13 protein-coding genes are annotated in these 18,996 nt (G+C 35.5%); 1 reads left to right on the top strand and 12 read right to left on the bottom strand.

What is annotated here, in order from left to right; genetic code table 11:
- Positions 1 to 6: 6 nt before the first annotated feature.
- The 10 genes from JOC83_RS11865 to JOC83_RS11820 all read right to left on the bottom strand — a co-directional run bounded on the left by JOC83_RS11865 (position 7) and on the right by JOC83_RS11820 (position 14,848).
- The gene (locus JOC83_RS11865) at positions 7 to 1,062 is read right to left on the bottom strand and encodes a Gfo/Idh/MocA family protein (protein ID WP_205187519.1); all 1,056 of its coding nucleotides are present in this window, start codon (positions 1,060 to 1,062) and stop codon (positions 7 to 9) included.
- Between the two features lie 18 nt (positions 1,063 to 1,080).
- Positions 1,081 to 1,851, bottom strand: a complete 771-nt coding sequence (locus JOC83_RS11860; RefSeq protein WP_205187518.1) for a carbohydrate ABC transporter permease — start codon at positions 1,849 to 1,851, stop codon at positions 1,081 to 1,083.
- 107 nt (positions 1,852 to 1,958) lie between these two features.
- Positions 1,959 to 2,912 carry a carbohydrate ABC transporter permease gene (locus tag JOC83_RS11855; RefSeq protein ID WP_338038907.1) on the bottom strand — a complete coding sequence of 318 codons (954 nt, stop codon included), beginning with the start codon at positions 2,910 to 2,912 and terminating at the stop codon, positions 1,959 to 1,961.
- Between the two features lie 121 nt (positions 2,913 to 3,033).
- Complete coding sequence (locus JOC83_RS11850) at positions 3,034 to 4,353, bottom strand: ABC transporter substrate-binding protein (protein WP_205187517.1); 1,320 nt, start codon at positions 4,351 to 4,353, stop codon at positions 3,034 to 3,036.
- Between the two features lie 342 nt (positions 4,354 to 4,695).
- Complete coding sequence (locus tag JOC83_RS11845; RefSeq protein ID WP_239583498.1) at positions 4,696 to 5,931, bottom strand: cytochrome P450; 1,236 nt, start codon at positions 5,929 to 5,931, stop codon at positions 4,696 to 4,698.
- A 166-nt stretch (positions 5,932 to 6,097) separates the two neighbouring features.
- Positions 6,098 to 6,544, bottom strand: a complete 447-nt coding sequence (locus JOC83_RS11840; protein WP_205187516.1) for a hypothetical protein — start codon at positions 6,542 to 6,544, stop codon at positions 6,098 to 6,100.
- Complete coding sequence (locus tag JOC83_RS11835; protein WP_205187515.1) at positions 6,544 to 8,577, bottom strand: AAA family ATPase; 2,034 nt, start codon at positions 8,575 to 8,577, stop codon at positions 6,544 to 6,546. Before JOC83_RS11835 ends, JOC83_RS11840 begins: the two co-directional genes overlap by 1 nt.
- A 26-nt stretch (positions 8,578 to 8,603) precedes the next feature.
- Entirely contained in the window at positions 8,604 to 8,771 is a 168-nt protein-coding gene (locus tag JOC83_RS11830) for a hypothetical protein (RefSeq protein WP_205187514.1), read from the bottom strand.
- Complete coding sequence (locus JOC83_RS20025) at positions 8,772 to 12,941, bottom strand: sigma factor-like helix-turn-helix DNA-binding protein (protein ID WP_239583497.1); 4,170 nt, start codon at positions 12,939 to 12,941, stop codon at positions 8,772 to 8,774.
- Positions 12,942 to 13,153: 212 nt separating this feature from the next.
- Complete coding sequence (locus tag JOC83_RS11820; protein WP_239583521.1) at positions 13,154 to 14,848, bottom strand: DUF262 domain-containing protein; 1,695 nt, start codon at positions 14,846 to 14,848, stop codon at positions 13,154 to 13,156.
- A 227-nt stretch (positions 14,849 to 15,075) separates the two neighbouring features.
- Between JOC83_RS11820 and JOC83_RS11815 the strand changes: the two genes are divergently transcribed.
- Positions 15,076 to 15,468 carry an NUDIX domain-containing protein gene (locus tag JOC83_RS11815; protein ID WP_205187512.1) on the top strand — a complete coding sequence of 131 codons (393 nt, stop codon included), beginning with the start codon at positions 15,076 to 15,078 and terminating at the stop codon, positions 15,466 to 15,468.
- Positions 15,469 to 15,530: 62 nt separating this feature from the next.
- Here JOC83_RS11815 and JOC83_RS11810 read toward each other — a convergent pair whose 3' ends face one another.
- Complete coding sequence (locus tag JOC83_RS11810; protein ID WP_205187511.1) at positions 15,531 to 18,350, bottom strand: DEAD/DEAH box helicase; 2,820 nt, start codon at positions 18,348 to 18,350, stop codon at positions 15,531 to 15,533.
- 87 nt (positions 18,351 to 18,437) lie between these two features.
- Complete coding sequence (locus tag JOC83_RS11805) at positions 18,438 to 18,917, bottom strand: HU family DNA-binding protein (RefSeq protein WP_205187510.1); 480 nt, start codon at positions 18,915 to 18,917, stop codon at positions 18,438 to 18,440.
- Between the last annotated feature and the right edge of the window lie 79 nt (positions 18,918 to 18,996).

The raw sequence follows: 18,996 nt of genomic DNA, 5'->3' as shown, positions 1-18,996 counted from the left end.
TTTCATTTATTTAGATGTGACATTTGACGGAGAAAGGATTGAAACAGTTCTCTTCTCATTAGCCGCCTTTATTGAATGTAAAATAACATTTAATGATTTCATACCTTCTTCTCCTGTAATTAAAGGAGACATATTGTTTAGAATACTCTTTATAAACTCTTCAATAACTCTACTATCTCTTTGCCCTCCTTTATCATTGGTTGCAATAGCTCCTACCTGATACTTTTGAATCTCTCCATTTATTAGCCTTACAATAACTTGATATTCCTGATGTGTTCCAACTTCGATAGTGCCATTCTCACAATATAGGATCGTAGAATTATCTTCACCCTTTTTAAATATCCAGCTTGCTACCATCGTGCCAGTAACTCCACTTTCTGTTTTATATAAACAGTTAGCATGATCTTCTACATTTGAGAATGTTTTATCTAATGTATCAATCATGGCAGATACTTCAATGATTTCTTCTTCTAATAACCACCTGATAAGATCTACTTTATGAACACCTAGATCGCCCAATGCACCCATTACAGCTTCTTCTTTACGAAAAAACCAACTTTCTTTACCATCCACGCTCCATGTTTCAGGACCAGGATGACCAAATGTAGTACGAAAAGTCAACACCTTACCTAGATTACCATTGACTAGTAATTCTTTAACTTTCACATGTGGTGCCATTAAACGCTGATTATGTCCAATCATTAATATTCTGTTATTACTTTTAGCAGCTTCAATCATCTGTTGTGCTTCTTTTACTGTCGCAGCCATTGGTTTTTCACACAACACATGGATACCTCTATTAAGAGCATAAATAGTCATTTCTGCATGAGTGCTATTAGGTGTACAAACACTAACTGCTTGTAGAGAAGGTTCAGAGTCTATCATCTCTTTATAGTCCTTGTAGAATCTACCACCATATTCTAAAGCGTAAGCTTCTGCTCTTTCAATTGTTGTGTCACAATAAGCAATAATCTCTACATTCTTGTTCTGAATATATTCTGGTATATGACGAAATCTAGATATAGCTCCACAACCAATGATAGCCACCTTTACTTTACACATACTATCCCTCCTTATTAGTTAACCCTTTGAACCACTGACTACGATTCCTTGAATAAAATACTTTTGAGCAAAAAAGAAAAGAAGCAGTGGTGGTGTAATTGCAACAACAGAAGCTGCCATTAATAAATTCCAGGGTGTTGCACCGTATGCAGCTGTTAAGTTTGCTAACCCCAGAGAAAGCGGATACTTTTCAGGAGAATTTATATAAATTAATGGACCCATTAGATCATTCCATCGATACATAAACTCCATAACTCCAGCAGTCGCAAGCGCAGGAACAGATAAAGGTAAAATAATTTTAAAATAAATAGTAAAATACCCTCCACCATCCATTCTCACAGCCTCATCTAAACTACGAGGAATACCCATATAGAACTGCCTTAGTAAAAATATTAAGAAGGCACTTCCTCCTACCGAAGGAATAATTAATGGTGAATATGAGTCTGTCCAGCCTAATTTATTAAATAATAAATATTGCGGAATCATTGTTACTTGAGGCGGAAGCATCATTGTGCTCAATACGATTGCAAATAAAATCGTACTACCTCTTGCTTTCAATCTAGCAAAGCCAAAAGCAATAAATGATGAAGCAAAGGCTGTAATGATAACTGATAATCCTGTGTACCATGAAGTATTCCATACGTAAGTTAATAATGGAAAATCTGTGAAGATCTTGACGTAATTTATCCATTCTACAGGTGATGGAATCCATGTTTGTGGAATTTTTTGCACTGATCCAGTTGTTTTTAAAGAAGTAGATACCATCCAAATTAATGGAAACAAGAACATAAGTAATCCTAAGATTAAAGAACTATAAATTGTTATTTTCCTTATGAAACTATACCTTTGAAAAGAATATTTTGCTTTATTAGTCACTCTATCTTTCGTCTCCTTTCTTACTTATTATCATATTCATAGTGAACATACTTTTTTGAAATCCATAAAGATAATAATGTAAGTCCTAAGATAATAATAAATAATATCCAAGCTTGTGCTGAAGCATATCCCATACGAAATTGTGAAAACGCTGTATCAAATAAGAAGTAAACATAGAAGTATGACATCCAGTCTGGCCCACCCTTTGTGATAACATATGCTTGTGTAAACACTTGGAAAGACGCAATAACCGTAATGATAGTATTAAATAAAATTACTGGTGAAATAAGAGGAATTGTAATTTTAAAGAACTTCGTTAGATGATTGGCTCCATCTATAGAAGCTGCTTCATATAATTCATCAGGTAATGTTTGCAAACTAGCTAAAAAAATAATCATTGTACTACCGATAGATGTAAGTTGCATCAGTACCATAGATGGGATAACAGTACTTGCATCTGTAAACCAACCAGGTCCTTGAATTCCAATTGAGGATAATAAAGAGTTAACAACTCCAAAATCAGGGTTTAATAACCAAGACCATAAAAAGGCAATAGATACTCCTGAAACGACAGATGGAGCATAGAACATTGTTCGAAAGAATGCTTGCCCTCTAATTTTCTGATTTAGTAGTATCGCTAATCCTAATCCTAAAATAATAGTAAATGGAACTGAAAGAATTACATAATAAACTGTCACTTTTAGTGATTGATAAAATAAATTATCTCCAAAAAGTTTTACATAGTTATCTAAACCAGCAAATGTAGGGGTGGTCAATACATCATAGTTCGTGAAGCTTAAAAATAAAGATGCAAGAATGGGACCACCTGTAAATAATACAAATCCAATAATCCAAGGTGACACAAAGATCCAAAATGCTCTCTCTTCTCTTCTTCTTGCTATCCCTTTCGGATATTTCACTTTAATATTCTTTTTATTTTCAAGTTTGACGTAGCTAAGATTTTCATTCTTCACGATTTCACCTCCACATTTAAAAATCTTTTCATACTAGGGAAGAGAAGTTGTTTCTCTCCTCTAGTATGAATAATTTGTATTATTGAGTACTCGTTAACACACTATAAAAACCGTGTTACAATTAATTTAAATCTAACGATCGCAGATTTTTATCAAATTCCTTTAACCCTTCTTCAACGGTTTTTTTACCACTATATACAGAGGTCATTGTTTGATCCATAGTTGTTCGAATCGTAGAAAATTTAGTAATTAAGTGATTATCTGCACCTCGTCCATACTTACTCACTCCATCATTTAGTTTTTGTAGATCTTCTGTTGGAATGTTTAATTTTTTTGACATCATTGCATACCACTCATCCTCTAATTCTATTTGCGCTGGTGGTGCTGAAGTAGTCTCCATAAAGGACTTCGCTCCTCCTTGTGGATCTGTAATAAACTTCACAAACTTCCAAGCTTCTTCTGGATATTTTGTTTTTGCGCTAATATTCCATGGATCAACATATAGAGGTACCTTTCTACCTTCATTGTAAGGAAGAGCAGCTACTCCCCACTCAAATTCGGCTGGTTGATATGTCCATAACCCCCACCCTCCTGTAAATGTCATTGCAACTCTTCCTGACATAAATGGGTCTCCTAAAGCTGAAACAGCTTCAACCTGAGAAGGATTAGGTGAGACTTTATACTTGTGAATTAAATCAACATTCGCTTGAATGGCTTTCTGATTTAAAGGATTAGTAAGGATTTCTGGCTCACCTACTTCTCCAGTTTTATAAGCTTTCTCATTAAAGAAGTCCCCTCCAAATAACCAAGTCTGCCTATTTGCACTTAAATTATTCATAACACCAAATGTCTGATTTGATACATCGCCAGAATTTTCCGTTAATTCAGAAGCTACTTTAATAAATTTATCCCAATCCCACGATTTATCGTCCCAGTCAACTGGTGGGTATTCAACACCCTCTTTGTCAAACAATTCTTTATTATAGAAAAGAAAGCTTCCTATACTTTGCATCGGAATACCATATAATTTTCCATCTACTGTATATAAATCTAGTAATTCGCTTTTAATACCATCCGTTACATTAGGATCACTTTTAACAAAAGGCGATAAATCTAATAATGCCCCTAATGAATGATATGTAGCAAATCCTGCTATCCCCCAGTTTGACGACCAAACATCTGGTATATTTCCACTTGCAATCATTGTCTGAACTCGCTGATCGTACTCTTCTGTTGGAATTACTTGTAACTTAACCTTTATATTTTTATTTTCTTTTTCAAACTCTTCAATCATTTTTTCATGCCATTTCATAACAACTGGATCACTTCTTACTAACCATGTTAACGTAACATCTTTTTCACTCGATGAGCTTTCATTTGAAGTACACCCTACTAATAGGCTAATTACGACAAAAAGTATTAGTGTCATCCTTGTCCTCAACTTGTGTTCCTCCTCTTATAAGTTACTGCAATCGATTACAGTAATCGATTGCAGTAACTTTATCAATATTTTCCTTTTTTGTAAATATATTTTTGTTATTTTCTGAATTTATTGTTTAATAAACAAAATAAAGAGCAAATAATCCAAAAGATATTCATCAACTTTTGAATTATTTGCTCTTTACCTATAAAGATGAGCGTTATTAGTAATTAATGTTCTAATTGTTTGTAATATACCTTACTAATTGTCCGTCCTTTTTATTATACATTCGGACATATAGAGATTCTGTTATAAACTTCATCATGGTAATCTATGTCTACTTTCTATACTACTCTTGTACATTTAATCTTTATAAGAATTATATGCAACCTTTAACTCCTTTAACGCTCGAAACCCAATTAAGGGTCGCCACTCTGGTTGCGCTGTTTTTAATTGGATAGTTGAAAATCGTTTTACTAATGCTCCCACTGCCATTTGGGCTTCTAGCCGAGCAAGTGCGGCACCTAAACAAAAATGAATGCCGTTACCAAATGCAATATGCTGATTTGGCGAACGGGTAATATCAAATGTATTCGGGCTTGGGAATTTAACTGGATCTCGATTAGCTGCTCCAAGTAAAAGATAGACATGTTGACCTTTTTCAATGCGCTGGCCACCGATCTTAACCTCTTCCGCTGCGGTGCGAGCTGTCATTTGTGTCGGACCATCATAGCGAAGTACTTCTTCAATCGTTGATTTGATGAGAGTAGAATCTTGTTGTAATTTCTCTAGCTCATTTGGATGGTTTAAAAGTGAAAGCATCGTGTTGCTAATTAAATTCACCGTCGTCTCGTGACCTGCAATGAGCATCAGAATACAAGTCGCAACTAATTCATCATCAGTTAGCTTATCTCCACTCTCTCCCTCTACAACTAGTTTGCTAATTAAATCGTTCGTTGGCTTTTCTCGACGTTTGGCAATTAGCTTCTTAAAGTACCCAACAAGCTCCATTACCGCTTGATTTCCAAGTTCCATCGCTTCATCCGGCCGTGCTAGATCAATCGTTTGAATGAGTGTATTCGACCAGTCGCGAAATTGATCGCGGTCTTCAGTTGGCACTCCAAGCATACGTGCAATGATGATACTCGGAAGCGGAAATGCCAAATCTGACATAATATCCATCTCTCCTCTATCTTGCACAGAGTCTAGTAAATAATCGATGGTTTCTTGTATGTAAGGACGAAAATCATTTATCACACGCGACGTAAACACTCTACCAACGAGGGAACGAAGTCGTGTGTGATGGGGTGGGTTTTGATACAAAAGTGTGTTGTTAAAGATTTTTAACAACATTTCGTTTGGCGAAGATTGTGAGATCGGAACACGCGTTTGAAAGCGCTGGTCACGTAAAATCGAAATCACTTCGTCATATCCCGTCACAAACCACCCTTGATGGCTCATCGATGATACCCATTGAACAGGATTCACTCGTCGCAACGCCTCATAAAAGAGATATGGATTTTCAAGAAACATTGCTGCTGTCGGATCAAAGTTAGGCATATGTAAGGATTGTTTAGAGATAGTCGATTCCATTGTCATGATAGCCTCCTTTTGTTAACTAAAAATAAATAAAAGTTTACATTTTTCTTTTATTCTATCATTCTTGTAGAGTGGTTGGAATGGTTTTTTTGTTGGAATGAAAAAACCGCTCTTTGAGAGAGCGGTTGAAGTAACTATAATTTTTTGTTGTATAACTACATGTTGCTTAAAATGGCACACTTGCCATTTCTTTTTGAACAAACTCGGCTAGTAAAAGTTGAAGCTCTTGTTCTTCACCTAAGGAAAGTGTGTACTCCCCGTCGTTTACTTGTGTAACAACGTCTGCAATGACATGTTGTACTAAATAACGAAAGCCTGCATCAGCATATTGCTCTGCTTCTTCAAACATTGTAACTTCATCAACGATTTTCTTTTTATCTTTGTAAATCAATGTTTGTAAAACCGTTCGCTGATAAGGTGTAAATGTATAAGCTTGACAAAGTTCAATCCCTCGATACGCCTCATCTACTTTTCCATACTTATAGCCTATGTTTGCACATAACGTAAAGAATTCACTGTGACGAGCAAACAAGTGCTTTTTAATGACATCTTTGTAAAAAGGTAAATACTCTTTTCGCACTTTAACACGTAAAGACGTTTTCGATTGTTCCATTATTGAACACCTCCTGATCGCGATACACGACTGCGAACAATCCCAGGAGGACGCTGAATAATTTGTGTGACACCTGGTTCAACACTTTCTAGCATGTAAAATTTTCCCCAACAGCGGTTTTGTAAGAACAGCTCACTTTCTCTCTCTCCAAATTCACGATCTGTTACTAAGAGCACCCACTGTGAACAGACTTGAGGTAAAAATGATAGTAAGTTTTCTTCATGCTGTGAAGAAAGACGACCAAATGGTGTATCCATAAATAATGGAAGATCAAGCTTTGCAGAATTTCCTGCTACTTGAGCGAGTGCCGTAATAAAGCTGAGCGATAGAACTTGTCGTTGTCCTTGTGAAATGTTAGCTAAGAAGGAGCGACCATAACTATTTAACACTTCAATGGAATAATCGTTTTTCACTTGAACGGAATGGATATTCATTCTACCGCTTTCATCAAGAAGTTTAGCTAGATTTTCTGTACATGCTTGTTCAAGCTCTGCTACTACTTTTCTTTCAAACTCTTTAATCATGTGACTCATACATGTTAACGATTTTTGAACCGCTTCTTGTTTTTTTGCTAGTTTTTCATGTACCCCACTTTTGACTCTTAAATCTCTCAATGCTAGTTCAATTTGCTCTTTCATTTGTTTGTGCTCATCTAAATCCGATTCATGTAATGTAAGAGCATGTTCGAGGTGTACTTTTTCTTCATATGTGAAGGTACGTTTTTGATTGAGCTGTGCAATCTCATTGCTGTCACTACCAACTAATCGTTTGTTAACCTGTTCTAATTCTTGCTCCAGTCCCTCTACTTCTTGTTGTTTTGCCTGCACATGTTCAAGGCGATGAGCTAGCTCTGCTTCTTTTCCATCTAAGTAACCAATTAATTGATTGATTTCTGTTAAAAGAACATAATGTTCTTGTTTTGCAACGCGATTTTCAACACGACTTTCTAGTGATTGAAGCTGCGCATATTCTTTTGAGCCTTTATTGAACGATGTACCACAAATACATGTTAAATCGTGAAGCAGCTTTTGAATAAGTGCTAAATCAATTTCTTCTTTTTCAGACATCGTACCCATTACATGCTCTAACTGACTTTTCACTACATATAATGCATCTTTAGCCATTATTAAACTTAGTACTTGGTTAAATTGCTGTAGGTGCTCTACAACCTTCATGTATTCTACCCGCTTTTGTTCAACCATTTCTTCCTTACTTTTACGCAGTAGTAATAATTGCTCATCTTCTTTATATGTAGAAAGCTTAGCATCGATTGTTTTTAGCTCTGTTTCTAGTGCAACTAGTTTGTCTTTCGCTTCGTTCATTACATATTGTAATTGTTCAATTTGTTCATCGTTTACTAGTTGCTCTTTTAACTTCTTTTTATAATCGCCTGTCGATGTTTTTTCTAAATCGGATAGTAATTTTTTATTTAATTGTTGAAGAACACTTTCTGATTTAATTAACTCATCTATTTTTAACAAGTTACGTATACCTACTGCAATTTCTTTACGTTGCTGGTCAGATGCTCTTGTCAAACGTTCAATACGTTCACCATCAAAAAAGAAGTAATTCTTCACACGCTCGTCTAACATATCATTAACCATAGCTTGAACTTGTTCTTTATCTGTAATGACTTGCTCCTTATAAGTCAAGCTTACTTCTTTTATTTGCTCAATAATTTTCCCGCTTTCTTCTTGATAAGCAAGTAGTGTTCGCTTAATCGTATAAACGGTACCTTCATGTACGAGCTCAATCGTCACAGAGCTCGTCACTCCTTGGCGAGCTCCTTTTGCATCTTCTTCTAATTTCTTTATATTTGTTAAAATAATGTCTTCTTTTCCGTCTGAATCTTGTTCAAGTGCCCGATCACCATATAGTCCGAACAATACGCCTCGGTAAATCCCCGTTTTCCCGCGTCCATTTTCACCTAAAATAACGGTCACAATTCGGTCGTTAACGCCTTGGGCAAATTCAATTTGCTGTTCTCCATAAAACTGACGAAAATTTTCAAATGTAATTTTCCGCACAAACATGACTCTTCACTTCCTTTTCCGCACAGTTATACTAGCTTGTCAATCTCTCTTTCTAACTTCTTGGCTAATGAATCCACCGAGAGCTTTTTTGTACTTACAAGCTCCACGGTTTTTTGAATGATTGCTTTCGTCTCTTCATCTTCATCTACCATATAGGCATTTAATTGCTCAATGAGTTGCCTTTGTTGATCCATTTATGCATTCACTCCTTCTAATAGCGATTTCAACATGTATTCATCCCCGACTTTAACAAATGGTGCCTTGTTTTCATCAAGTAATGTCTCAACCTCATGTAATAAGCGGCCTTCCTTTGAGTACAAAACCTCAACTAGTCGCTTTTTAAACTCTTTTATTTTACAAGCACCGTCAAATTCACTTTCTAAAAGGTACGTAATGAAGTCACTATTTGTCTCAATTCCTAAGTCATTTTCACTTTTCATAATGATATACGACTTAGAACCAAATAGTTGAAATTCATCATTTCGCTTTAAGCAATCAATTAATAAGTCGCTTGTCCATGGCAAATCAATTTCTAAAGATGGTAACATTTCTTCGTGTAGATAGTCCGTTACAACAATAAATGGTTGACCGTTTTTAGCTAATTGAGATTGAAGTGCTTCATTGATATAACGCGTGAGCTCCGCCGCTTTTTCTTCGTTCCATCCAAGTACATCTTCATGTAGAAACTCGGCAAATTGACCTCTTGTATAGTAGTAAATCTTCTCACAAGCAGGCAACATACTATCAAACATTTGTTCACGTGCCCCTATTTCATTTTGAAGCCAGTCTAACATTTCTTCTCTTGATACTTCACAGCCCATTTCTAGCAAGTAGTTTTCCATTAAAGATCTGACCGTTACTGAGTCTGCTTCTTCTCCTAAACGAACAATATGTGGGAAACGGTGAAACTGAAATTGATCGCCTACTCGGTCTTTTAACAAACTATATAGTACATAATGAGTTGGAATTCGATTCGCTTTACAATAAGGTTCATGTTCTTTGAAAATCCCTTTTATTTGAATAGACGGCCAATCATTTAATCGCTCTTTAATTGTTTGAATGATTGGTGACAATATATCAACCGTTACATGATTAAAACGTTCTAATAATGTATGAACACCTAGATCAGTTTGAATGACATCTTTCGAATGAAACAATGTGACATCTAATGTGAATGGTTTCCATCCTCTTTTTTGAATAAATTCTTCTTTTAACTCTTTAATTGTTATTGCATGCTCACGTTTTCGCAAAAAGTCTTTTAAGATATCCACATTTAAGATACTATGGTCGTCTCCAGCCTTCATCACTTTCGGAAATTTTGGTAAAGACAAAGCATCTGCATGATACGTCCGTAGTAGCGTATAAAGTGCATACTCCGTTGGAACACCTTGTTCTTCAAGTTGTTCTTGGAATCTATGATAACTTGAACCGATACTCAATACAGGACGCTTTTCTAAATCACTTAACATCTTTTCGCGAATCTTCCTTAAAAGTTCAAATGGAGGGTTCACAAATTTTTGGTGAATATATAGCCCTCTTCCCCACAAATAAACCGTATCGACAAATTCATCACGATTACAAATGCCTGGAAAATCTCTTTCACCAACGAATAGTCCTGGAATAAGTTCATTTGCTAATTCGTTTAGCTTTTGCCATTCTTTATAGACTTCAATTCCTTCAGGAAATTGTTCAAATGTCATCGCAGCAATATCAATTTTTTTACTAGATGCCAAGAAATAATGTTGCTCATTTACTGAAAGAATAAATGCACCCTCCATCACATGATCAACTAATATTTTTGGCAGTTGAACAAAGGAAGTCACCTCATTGACAACATCCTTAAAATGATCTTGATGAATGAGCTTGCGACCATAATTTTCTTCTATATGCTTTGAAATCGTTTGTAAATCGTCTATAATTTCTTGACGCGTTTTACTCGTTATGATTTTTTGATTCACTTCTAATCGAATATCTAACTCTTCTAGAGTTTCAATGATTATATAATCTGTAAACGACACATTTACCAAGAATGTATTGACGAGCACACCTTCATGCTCCTGTAACGCTTTTTCTAATCTCTCAAACCACCGACGGCCAATTTGTGAAAGTTTAATCGATGCTTTTTTAATAATTTGACGGATACGTTCACGTGTAACTCCATGTACTTGACCTAAGTCCTCAAGTGTAGGACGATTGCCCTGTAACCATCCTTCGTAACGCTGTCTTAGAATCATAATAGACCGGTCATCTAATCGGAACATGTCGTAAAATGCATGATTTTTTTCAGCGTTTGCTAATTGATTTGCAAAGCGTGTAAATTCATAATGAAAAAGTTCTTCCTCATTCATTTGCTGAAGAACTTCTTCTTCTTTTACAAGCTCTTCTACCTGAATCACTTTTTGCTTTAAATGCGTAAAGAACTTTTCAATCGCTTTATTTCCAACGCTCGGCATTTTTTTTAATTCATTCAAATCAATTGGTAGTTCTCCATAAGACATGATTCCGTGACGGTGTAGCTTTTCTACAATTGTCGGGCAACTTGGGTAATCTTCTACTTCGATTGTCATGCTTTTAATCGCTTTTGGCAGTTCACACTGTTCACCATTAAATATAAGAAGTTCCCCTTTTTGGATATCTTGAGTGTTATCATCCGCTTCTTGAACTTTTGCGTCACACACTTCTTCTAATTGATTGAAAAATTTCTCGAGCATCCTTTCTCCCACATAAGGAATTTGATCTTTAAGAACCTCAATGTTTTCTGGAATATCACCATATGTACGCACATCGAATCTTTCTTGTAGGCCCGTCACAAGGTTATTGCATCCTTGAATCGTATCAAGATCAATCATTTTTTGTTGCCAATCTTTTGAGATGTGAAGTGCTTTCCCTTTATAACGGACTATATGAACTGATTCACTTATCTCACTATCTGTTTCTTCTTGAACGAGATGAATCACGGTATCATACTCTTTATCTAGCAACCATCTCAATGAAGCAGCGGGTACATACGATAACTGCTTCATCGTTTCGATACCAAATGCCTTCAATAACTCTTTTACGTAATCAGGAAGTTGAATGGGTAAAAGTTGTGAAGACTCCTTAGGCAAACTTAGGATCTCCAACTGACCATGAGAAAGTTTCACAAACTGATAAAGACCACCACGGAATGATACCCCTAGAAACCATAGCTGAAGTAAAAGTTTGGAGAAACTATCTTTATTACGCCTATATGCACTTCGCAAGTCTGTTAGTGATAATTGCTTAAATGTCGAAACCTGAAATTGTTGAGCATATTCATGTAACACTGGTGCTGAAAACATGGTCATTTCCACTTCACTTAATCTAGCAGGAATAACTAGTTGCTCCTCAATGATAAGGTCTACTTCTTTTACTTGATTATCTATTTTTGACTCGACAGAAACCTCTGTCTTTACTTCTGATTTTAGTTGCTCTTCTTCTTTTCTTTGCTGATTTTGATCCTCAATACTAGTAGAAGATTGACCAGAATATTCACCTATTAAAAACCAGCTCGGACGCTTTTTTGTTGCTTTGCCACCTTTTTCTGAAAAGCGAAAATAAATACGACGCTCTTTTAGCGGAAAAAGAATTTTGTTTAGTTCCCAGCCTCCAACAACCCAAAGAGATCCATTATTCGCACGTTTATCGATCACCTCAAGATTATGACTAAGTAAGTAGTCTACTAGTTGAAAAGAATCGCTACTTGGCTCATTTTCTTCAATTGGATGATGTACTTCCTCTTCTATTTCAGGTGCTTCATTCTCTTGCTCTTCTATTGTGGTTGCCACTTCTTTTTGTCCGATTTTTTCAAGAAGCGTTTTTTCTAAGCCTCCTAGCTGAGCACTTAGAAGTTCCTGTAATGTTTTCTCCACTGTTTTTGTTAAAAGTTCATTTAATTCATCTTGATTAACCGAGTGTCCTTTTGCTGGCTTTGGAATTTCATACATAGGCGCTCTAAATTCCAAGCTTCCATATGACTCCACATACCATACCGCTAAGTCATAAACAAAGCGATGTGCTGTTAACGATTGCTCAATTGTTCCATAATCAGCCTCATGTGCTGCCTTGTTACCATTTACACGTAACCAATTAAACCGTTCCTTTATTTTATGATCAATCAAACCATCACGATCGAGCTTATGTATTCGTTCTACATGCTTCATCGGATAATATTCATCAATATTTTCTTGTTGAAACACGAGTTTTGCTAATATTTCACCAAACAAGCGTCCCTTCATTAAGGTCGCATGAGGATCGTGAAAGATATGTTCATCGACGCTTCTTCCAACAGATGCTAACTCTTCATCAGCCTCTTGTAAGAACAAAAACAATGTATGTTCTTTCAACACACTTCCTCCTTTCAATTCCATTACAAATATTACAATTGTTACATTAAGCATTATAGTACAAAAAAGGCTAAAACTGTTGAAAAGTACCAAATCTATTCTATGTATATTTTTCCAATAAACAGCTTATAGATACCATTCTATCAGGTAAGGTGTGCTAAAAATGGTATAGGTATAAAAAGAAGCCGCACCAGAACTGGTACGGCTTTTGCTTATGTATAGAGGTGTAATAACTTATCAACAAGAGACTGATGTCGTCCTTCACATTCATCAACCGTCCATTGATGAAACGTTTTTAATTCCTTCGTTAGTTCAAAGTCAGTCATTCCGTTTGCAAAATAACGCTCCAGTTTGATATGGAACTCACGATTATTAGCAGATGAATTCTTTTTGCGGCTAAGTAAAACTAAGTTACCTAGTTTATGCGTCCAGTTTTTTCTTTCTGCTTCGGTAAAGCCTTGTTCCCACTTACTTCCTTTTGGTGGATTTTGCGGCAAGATATGCTCTACACTAATTACACCAGCATATGCTTTTCGTATATTCGAATTTTCACTTAGACTTATGTCTAAACGAAGCAATAAGTATTTCGCAAACTTCTTTTTATAGAAATCATAGGCATTAATATTAAATTGTACAGCTTCATGATCTTTTGTTGTATCAAAGATAGTGTCATTTAACACTTCACCGACTGACTGAGCTTGATCAATAACTTGAATCATTTTCACTGTTTCAGTAATTCTTGCGGTTGGGGTAATTCCTTTTATCCAACTGCTTACAAATTTCTTTTCAAGCACTTGCAAGAATGAGTATGCTACTTCTTCATCATTGAACGTTTTCATGAAATGAATAAAGACAGGTACCCAATCTGCAGTGGGAATAAAATCTCTCATTAAAGTTAACAGACCATAATACTGCACATTCGTTTCCGTATTGGATGAGCGCAACTCCGCATTTAAGATTTTATCCGTATATATGGCTGAAAAGCCTTTTACATACTCAATAAACTTCTTTCCCTTTAAACCAGGATGTTGGCTGAACACCTTTTGTTCGTACTCCTCTTGGATGGTCTTTTTTGCTTTCTCTTTTACATAAATAAGACGAATAAATGCAAGTAACTTCTCTAATTCCTCGCGGCCAAGCTCCTCTTCCATCGTTTCCCACAAGTTCTGATAATGATTGAGTTCTGTATCAGCAATTTCTCCTAGATTTGCACTTTTTAATAAATCTGCGTTACTTAAAGGCATACCTCTATCGTTTAAAATGGAAAAGAGGCGAAAAGCGGATGTGAAGGTCCCTGTTTTTACATAAACAAACATGCATCGGTTTAAAATGAATTGAATCATCTTGTCTAGTAATTCTTCATTAAGTTCACTACTATTATAAAATTTTGATTGAAAGATTGTAATTGCCTGCTTCATGCGCTGTTGCGACTCAGTTAAATTTTTATCCATTTGTAGCAACGTTCCGCCCTCTTCTAAAATATGCTTTTTAAAGAATGAATAATCACGATCTCTCACGCGTAAACGAACTGTCTCAGGTTTGTCTTCATATGGGTTCGCTTCTTGATACATTTTTGATTGTAGTACTCTCTTTGCCCCTGGTACACTTACTAAATCGCGCATAACCGCTAGAAGTATCGTAAGTGTCGTGATACGTTGCTGTCCATCAACTACATCATAAACACCACTTTCGTCACTCTTTTGCGAAATGACTTGTAAGATAACACTTCCTAAGAAGTAACTATCCTCTTCATCGTTCATTGCTTCTTTAATATCTTCAAATAATTGATCTTGTTGATCTTTTTCCCACGAATATTGACGCTGATAGCCCGGAATTTTGAATGCAAAACGCGATCCGAACAAATCTTTAAACAAAATTTCCTTCGCTTCAATCTTTGTATCTAGCATCGTTGCCACGTAAATCACCTACTCTGTTTTATGTACACTTCATTTTCATGATAACTATACCACTTTTTATAATTGTTTTCTTAAACATCCTCTGTTCTCTATTATACTACTAAGTAGATGAATCATTTTTATAAATCTATTCCCTAATTGGTCTACTTCATCTCATCTATGATATAGTGACATTGATTATACATAACAACCAATTGTGAAATGGGAGTTGGATTTCAGTGAAAAAAACCGTTAAAGTTGTCGCAGCAATTTTAGAAAACGAGCAAGAAGAAATTTTATGCGCGCTTCGCTCTCCTAATATGACACTTCCAAATTTGTGGGAATTCCCTGGTGGGAAGGTCGAAAAAGATGAAGATATTTATTCAGCTTTAGAGCGAGAAATTTTAGAGGAGCTTGCTTGTAAAGTAGAAGCACAAGAATTATTTAACGATCACACACATGAATATGATACGTTCATCATTAATTTAATTGCCATTAAGTGTCGATTAGTAAAAGGAACACCTACAGCAAGTGAACATTCAAAGCTAATATGGTTGAAGAGAGAAAATTTAAACTCGTTAAAATGGGCAGCAGCCGATGTGCCTGCTGTGGAGCAGTTGATGAATGAATAAGCAAAAACTCCCTGTCTCTCATTGAGTTCAGGGAGTTTTGTTTAGCAGCTCTTTTTATTGAACTACACTTTTTTCGTAAATTCAGTGTAAAGATTAGCTGGAATTTCATGTTCAAGTTTTAATTTGACAGTGATTGGTTTTTCCCCATCAAATTTTACAGTGTTTCCTTTTCCAATATAAATGTAAGGCTCTGTCTTGCCATCAATCTTTTTGTACTTACGTACGAATAAGTGAAGCTGAATACCTCTTTCTTCATTAAAAATGATATTTTTTCCTCGCTCAGAACTTTGAGCGGTACTATTCGGTGTTTGCCACTGGAAGTATTGTTCGTTAATAAACTTATCTTGATAGTTAATACTTTCTTTAATGTCTTCTTCTTTATGCAAATCGATAAACAAAAAGTAGTCTTTTTCATGTGTGAGCAATCCAGAACCTCGAAAGGCAGTATGCGTTTTACGATAGTTTGACAGGAGAGCTGCATCTGTCATCTGATATTGCTCATATAATTTGAAATGAGGTGTACCATAGTCCTCTGATTTAAATTCTTTTTCGTAGCGTATTACACCATAAGTAATAACATCTTCTATATACTTTTTAAACTCTTTATTCTGAAGCAATTTAGCAAACAAATCTGTCTTCGTTAATATCCCATTTATCTGTTGACATAGCTTTGGTTTACTTTTTCTTTGACCACTATCGTAATAGTCTTGATTTAGACATTCAAATGTATGAAGTACGCTATCATTATCTATTTGCTTTACATATTTAAGAATTTCTTTTTTTGCCACATCAAGAGTAATATGATCGTTATCTATTAAATACTTTAAAATAACAAATTCGTATACTCTTTTAAGGGGGAGCTTACTTGATAGCTCTTTTAATGCTCCTTCAAATGCTTCATTATTTAGTAGTGATTGTGCATATTCATTCTTTTCAACGTTCGCAACAAATCGCAAGTAACTTTTATCTCGATCGATAAATCGAATTGGATCAGGTGCGCCATCATATTTTAAGTAGTCTACTAAATAATAAGGAGTCCGACCTTGATTCAACTTTTTGAATTCAACGTATTCTTCTTTTAAGTATTTTAAAGAGTTAAAGTTCTCCTTGTCGATTTGAGCCAAGATCCTCTCTTGTGAGATTTTATCCATCTGAATATGTGTACAACCTGGGATGTCTGCAAATCCTGTGGCGATTGCAATCTTTAGACTTTCTTTATCGTAATATCGACTACCACTTAATGCAATGGCAATGAGAAATGCTTTATTATGATTACCGATAAAATCTAGTACAGTTAGAAAGCTTTTTGATGCATATTTTCGAAGTCCACGACCGAGCTGTTGAATAAAGACAATCGGTGATTCTGTTGGTCTTAACATTAAAACAGTATTAACTGTAGGAATATCGACACCTTCATTGAAAATATCAACTGTGAAAATAAATTCTAGCTCATCTGCATCATCTTCAAGTCTAGCGATAACTGCCGAACGCTGATCAGGTTTATCACTTCCTGTTAAACATGCACTCTTATAGCCCCTTTTGTTAAACTCTTCCGCCATATAGTTTGCATGTTCGACTGTGGCACAAAAGCCCAGGCATTTACGCATCTCTCCATCATGTCCATAGAAATTCATGTTCTCAATTATGAAATCAACACGTTCATTCACCTTTAATCGCTTTGTTATTTCTGCTGCATCTCGTATGTCAATATCGCTCAAATCAATGCCCTCAATATCAGTAATGCCAAAATAATGAAATGGTACAACAAGCTCTTCTTCTAACGCCTCATGCAGTCGAACTTCTAGTGCAACGTTATTATCAAATAGTTCAAATACGTTATGGTTATCGCTTCGCTCCGGTGTAGCCGTCATACCAAGTGTAAATTTTGGCTGAAAATACTTAAGTACTTCTTGATAACTTGGACTTGTTGCATGATGGGCTTCGTCAATGACCATATATTCAAATTCATCTTGTCGAAATTCTTGATAATATTTTGAGAGTGTTTGAATAGTCGCAAACAGGTAGTCTGATTCTTTTTGTTTATGATTTCCTGTTAATAAACCAAATGTTACACCCTGATTGACAATAAGCTTCTCAAACGTTTCTTTCGCTTTTTTTAAAATTTCTTCTCGATGAACAATAAATAACAACTTTTTAGGTCGATAGGCTCTAACATCAAATGCTGACATATACGTTTTACCAGTTCCTGTTGCAGCAATGACTAATGCTCTTTGTTCTCCAAAAGCACGCAATCTTTCTAAGTTTTCCATAGCACGAGTTTGCATTACATTTGGTACAATATATTCAGCATGCTCATAAATAAGCTTACTTTCAAAGCTGTAAGCTTTCACTTTACTTAAAAACTCTTCATATTTGGAAATAAACTCATCGTTTGCTTCCGTACTACTATTCCAGAGGTAATCATACTCTTTTAGCACATCCTGGATAAATTGAGCATCATTCTTCGAAATTACTTTTACATTCCACTCGATGTTACTTTTCAGAGCACTTTGAGTGATATTTGAAGATCCGATAATCACTTTATAACTATCATCGTTTTCAAAAATATATGCTTTTGTATGAAAGCCTACTTCCTTATCCGTGACAAATATTTTCAAATCAATATCTTCGAATTCATTTATTTTCCTTAAGGCTTTCGGCTCAGTGAAGTTTAAATAAGTAGATGTAATAATTTTTCCTCTTACACCGTTATTCTTTGCTGCTTTAAATGCATCTAAAAGAAGCTGCAGTCCACTATAGTTAATAAATGCTACGCTAAAATAAAAACGTTGACATTCATTAAGAGACGCAACTAATTCATTTAATAAGTTTCCTTTTTCTGAATTGACGATGAGCTCTTTTTCAATTTCTGTTACATTCATCTTTCTACCCCTAACTAAAACAAAATAACTTTTTCTTTCTATTTTACCTTAAAATACAAACTCATTACCATACGATGACATTTACCCTCACAAATACCTCCGCCACCTAGCCCCTAAACAAACATTCTCAATCGGTCCGCAGTAGTTTAGTGTGTGAAGGATGTTTTTATCAATTAGACGGTGGGCTATTTTCTCTATTTCAGATATGTCTTTCTTTAGGTATGTGGCAATGTCCGTTAAACTAATGATGATGACTTGTTTTGTTTTCGTTTGGTTAAAAATGTAGCGAACAACCTCTGCTTCTGCTTCTGTAATTTGTTCTTTTGAACGAAGCTGATTGATGAATGTATGTTGATTAATCCGGTTTCCTCTTTTAAAAGCAAGTATGTTGGATGAAGCTGATTGATTGTTCATGTCAATAAGCGCTCCCTCTGTTACCGGCATAAGTTCTCCTTCTTGCAGCCGGCGCAGAACTGCTTCGAAAATTTCGTGAAGAACACTCTCTGATCGCGCCTTTGACAGCTGTGTTTTGGCTGCCACCTCGCTAATTAACTGAATAAAATCCATGTATATTGACCCCCTAAAATTGTTAAACCCTTTTATTGCCCTTTATATTAGCAAGACAGTTGCACCAAAAATGGCCAAA

The organism is Priestia iocasae (genome assembly GCF_016909075.1).
GTDB lineage: Bacteria > Bacillota > Bacilli > Bacillales > Bacillaceae_H > Priestia > Priestia iocasae.
This window is presented reverse-complemented; position numbering and strand designations above follow the sequence as displayed.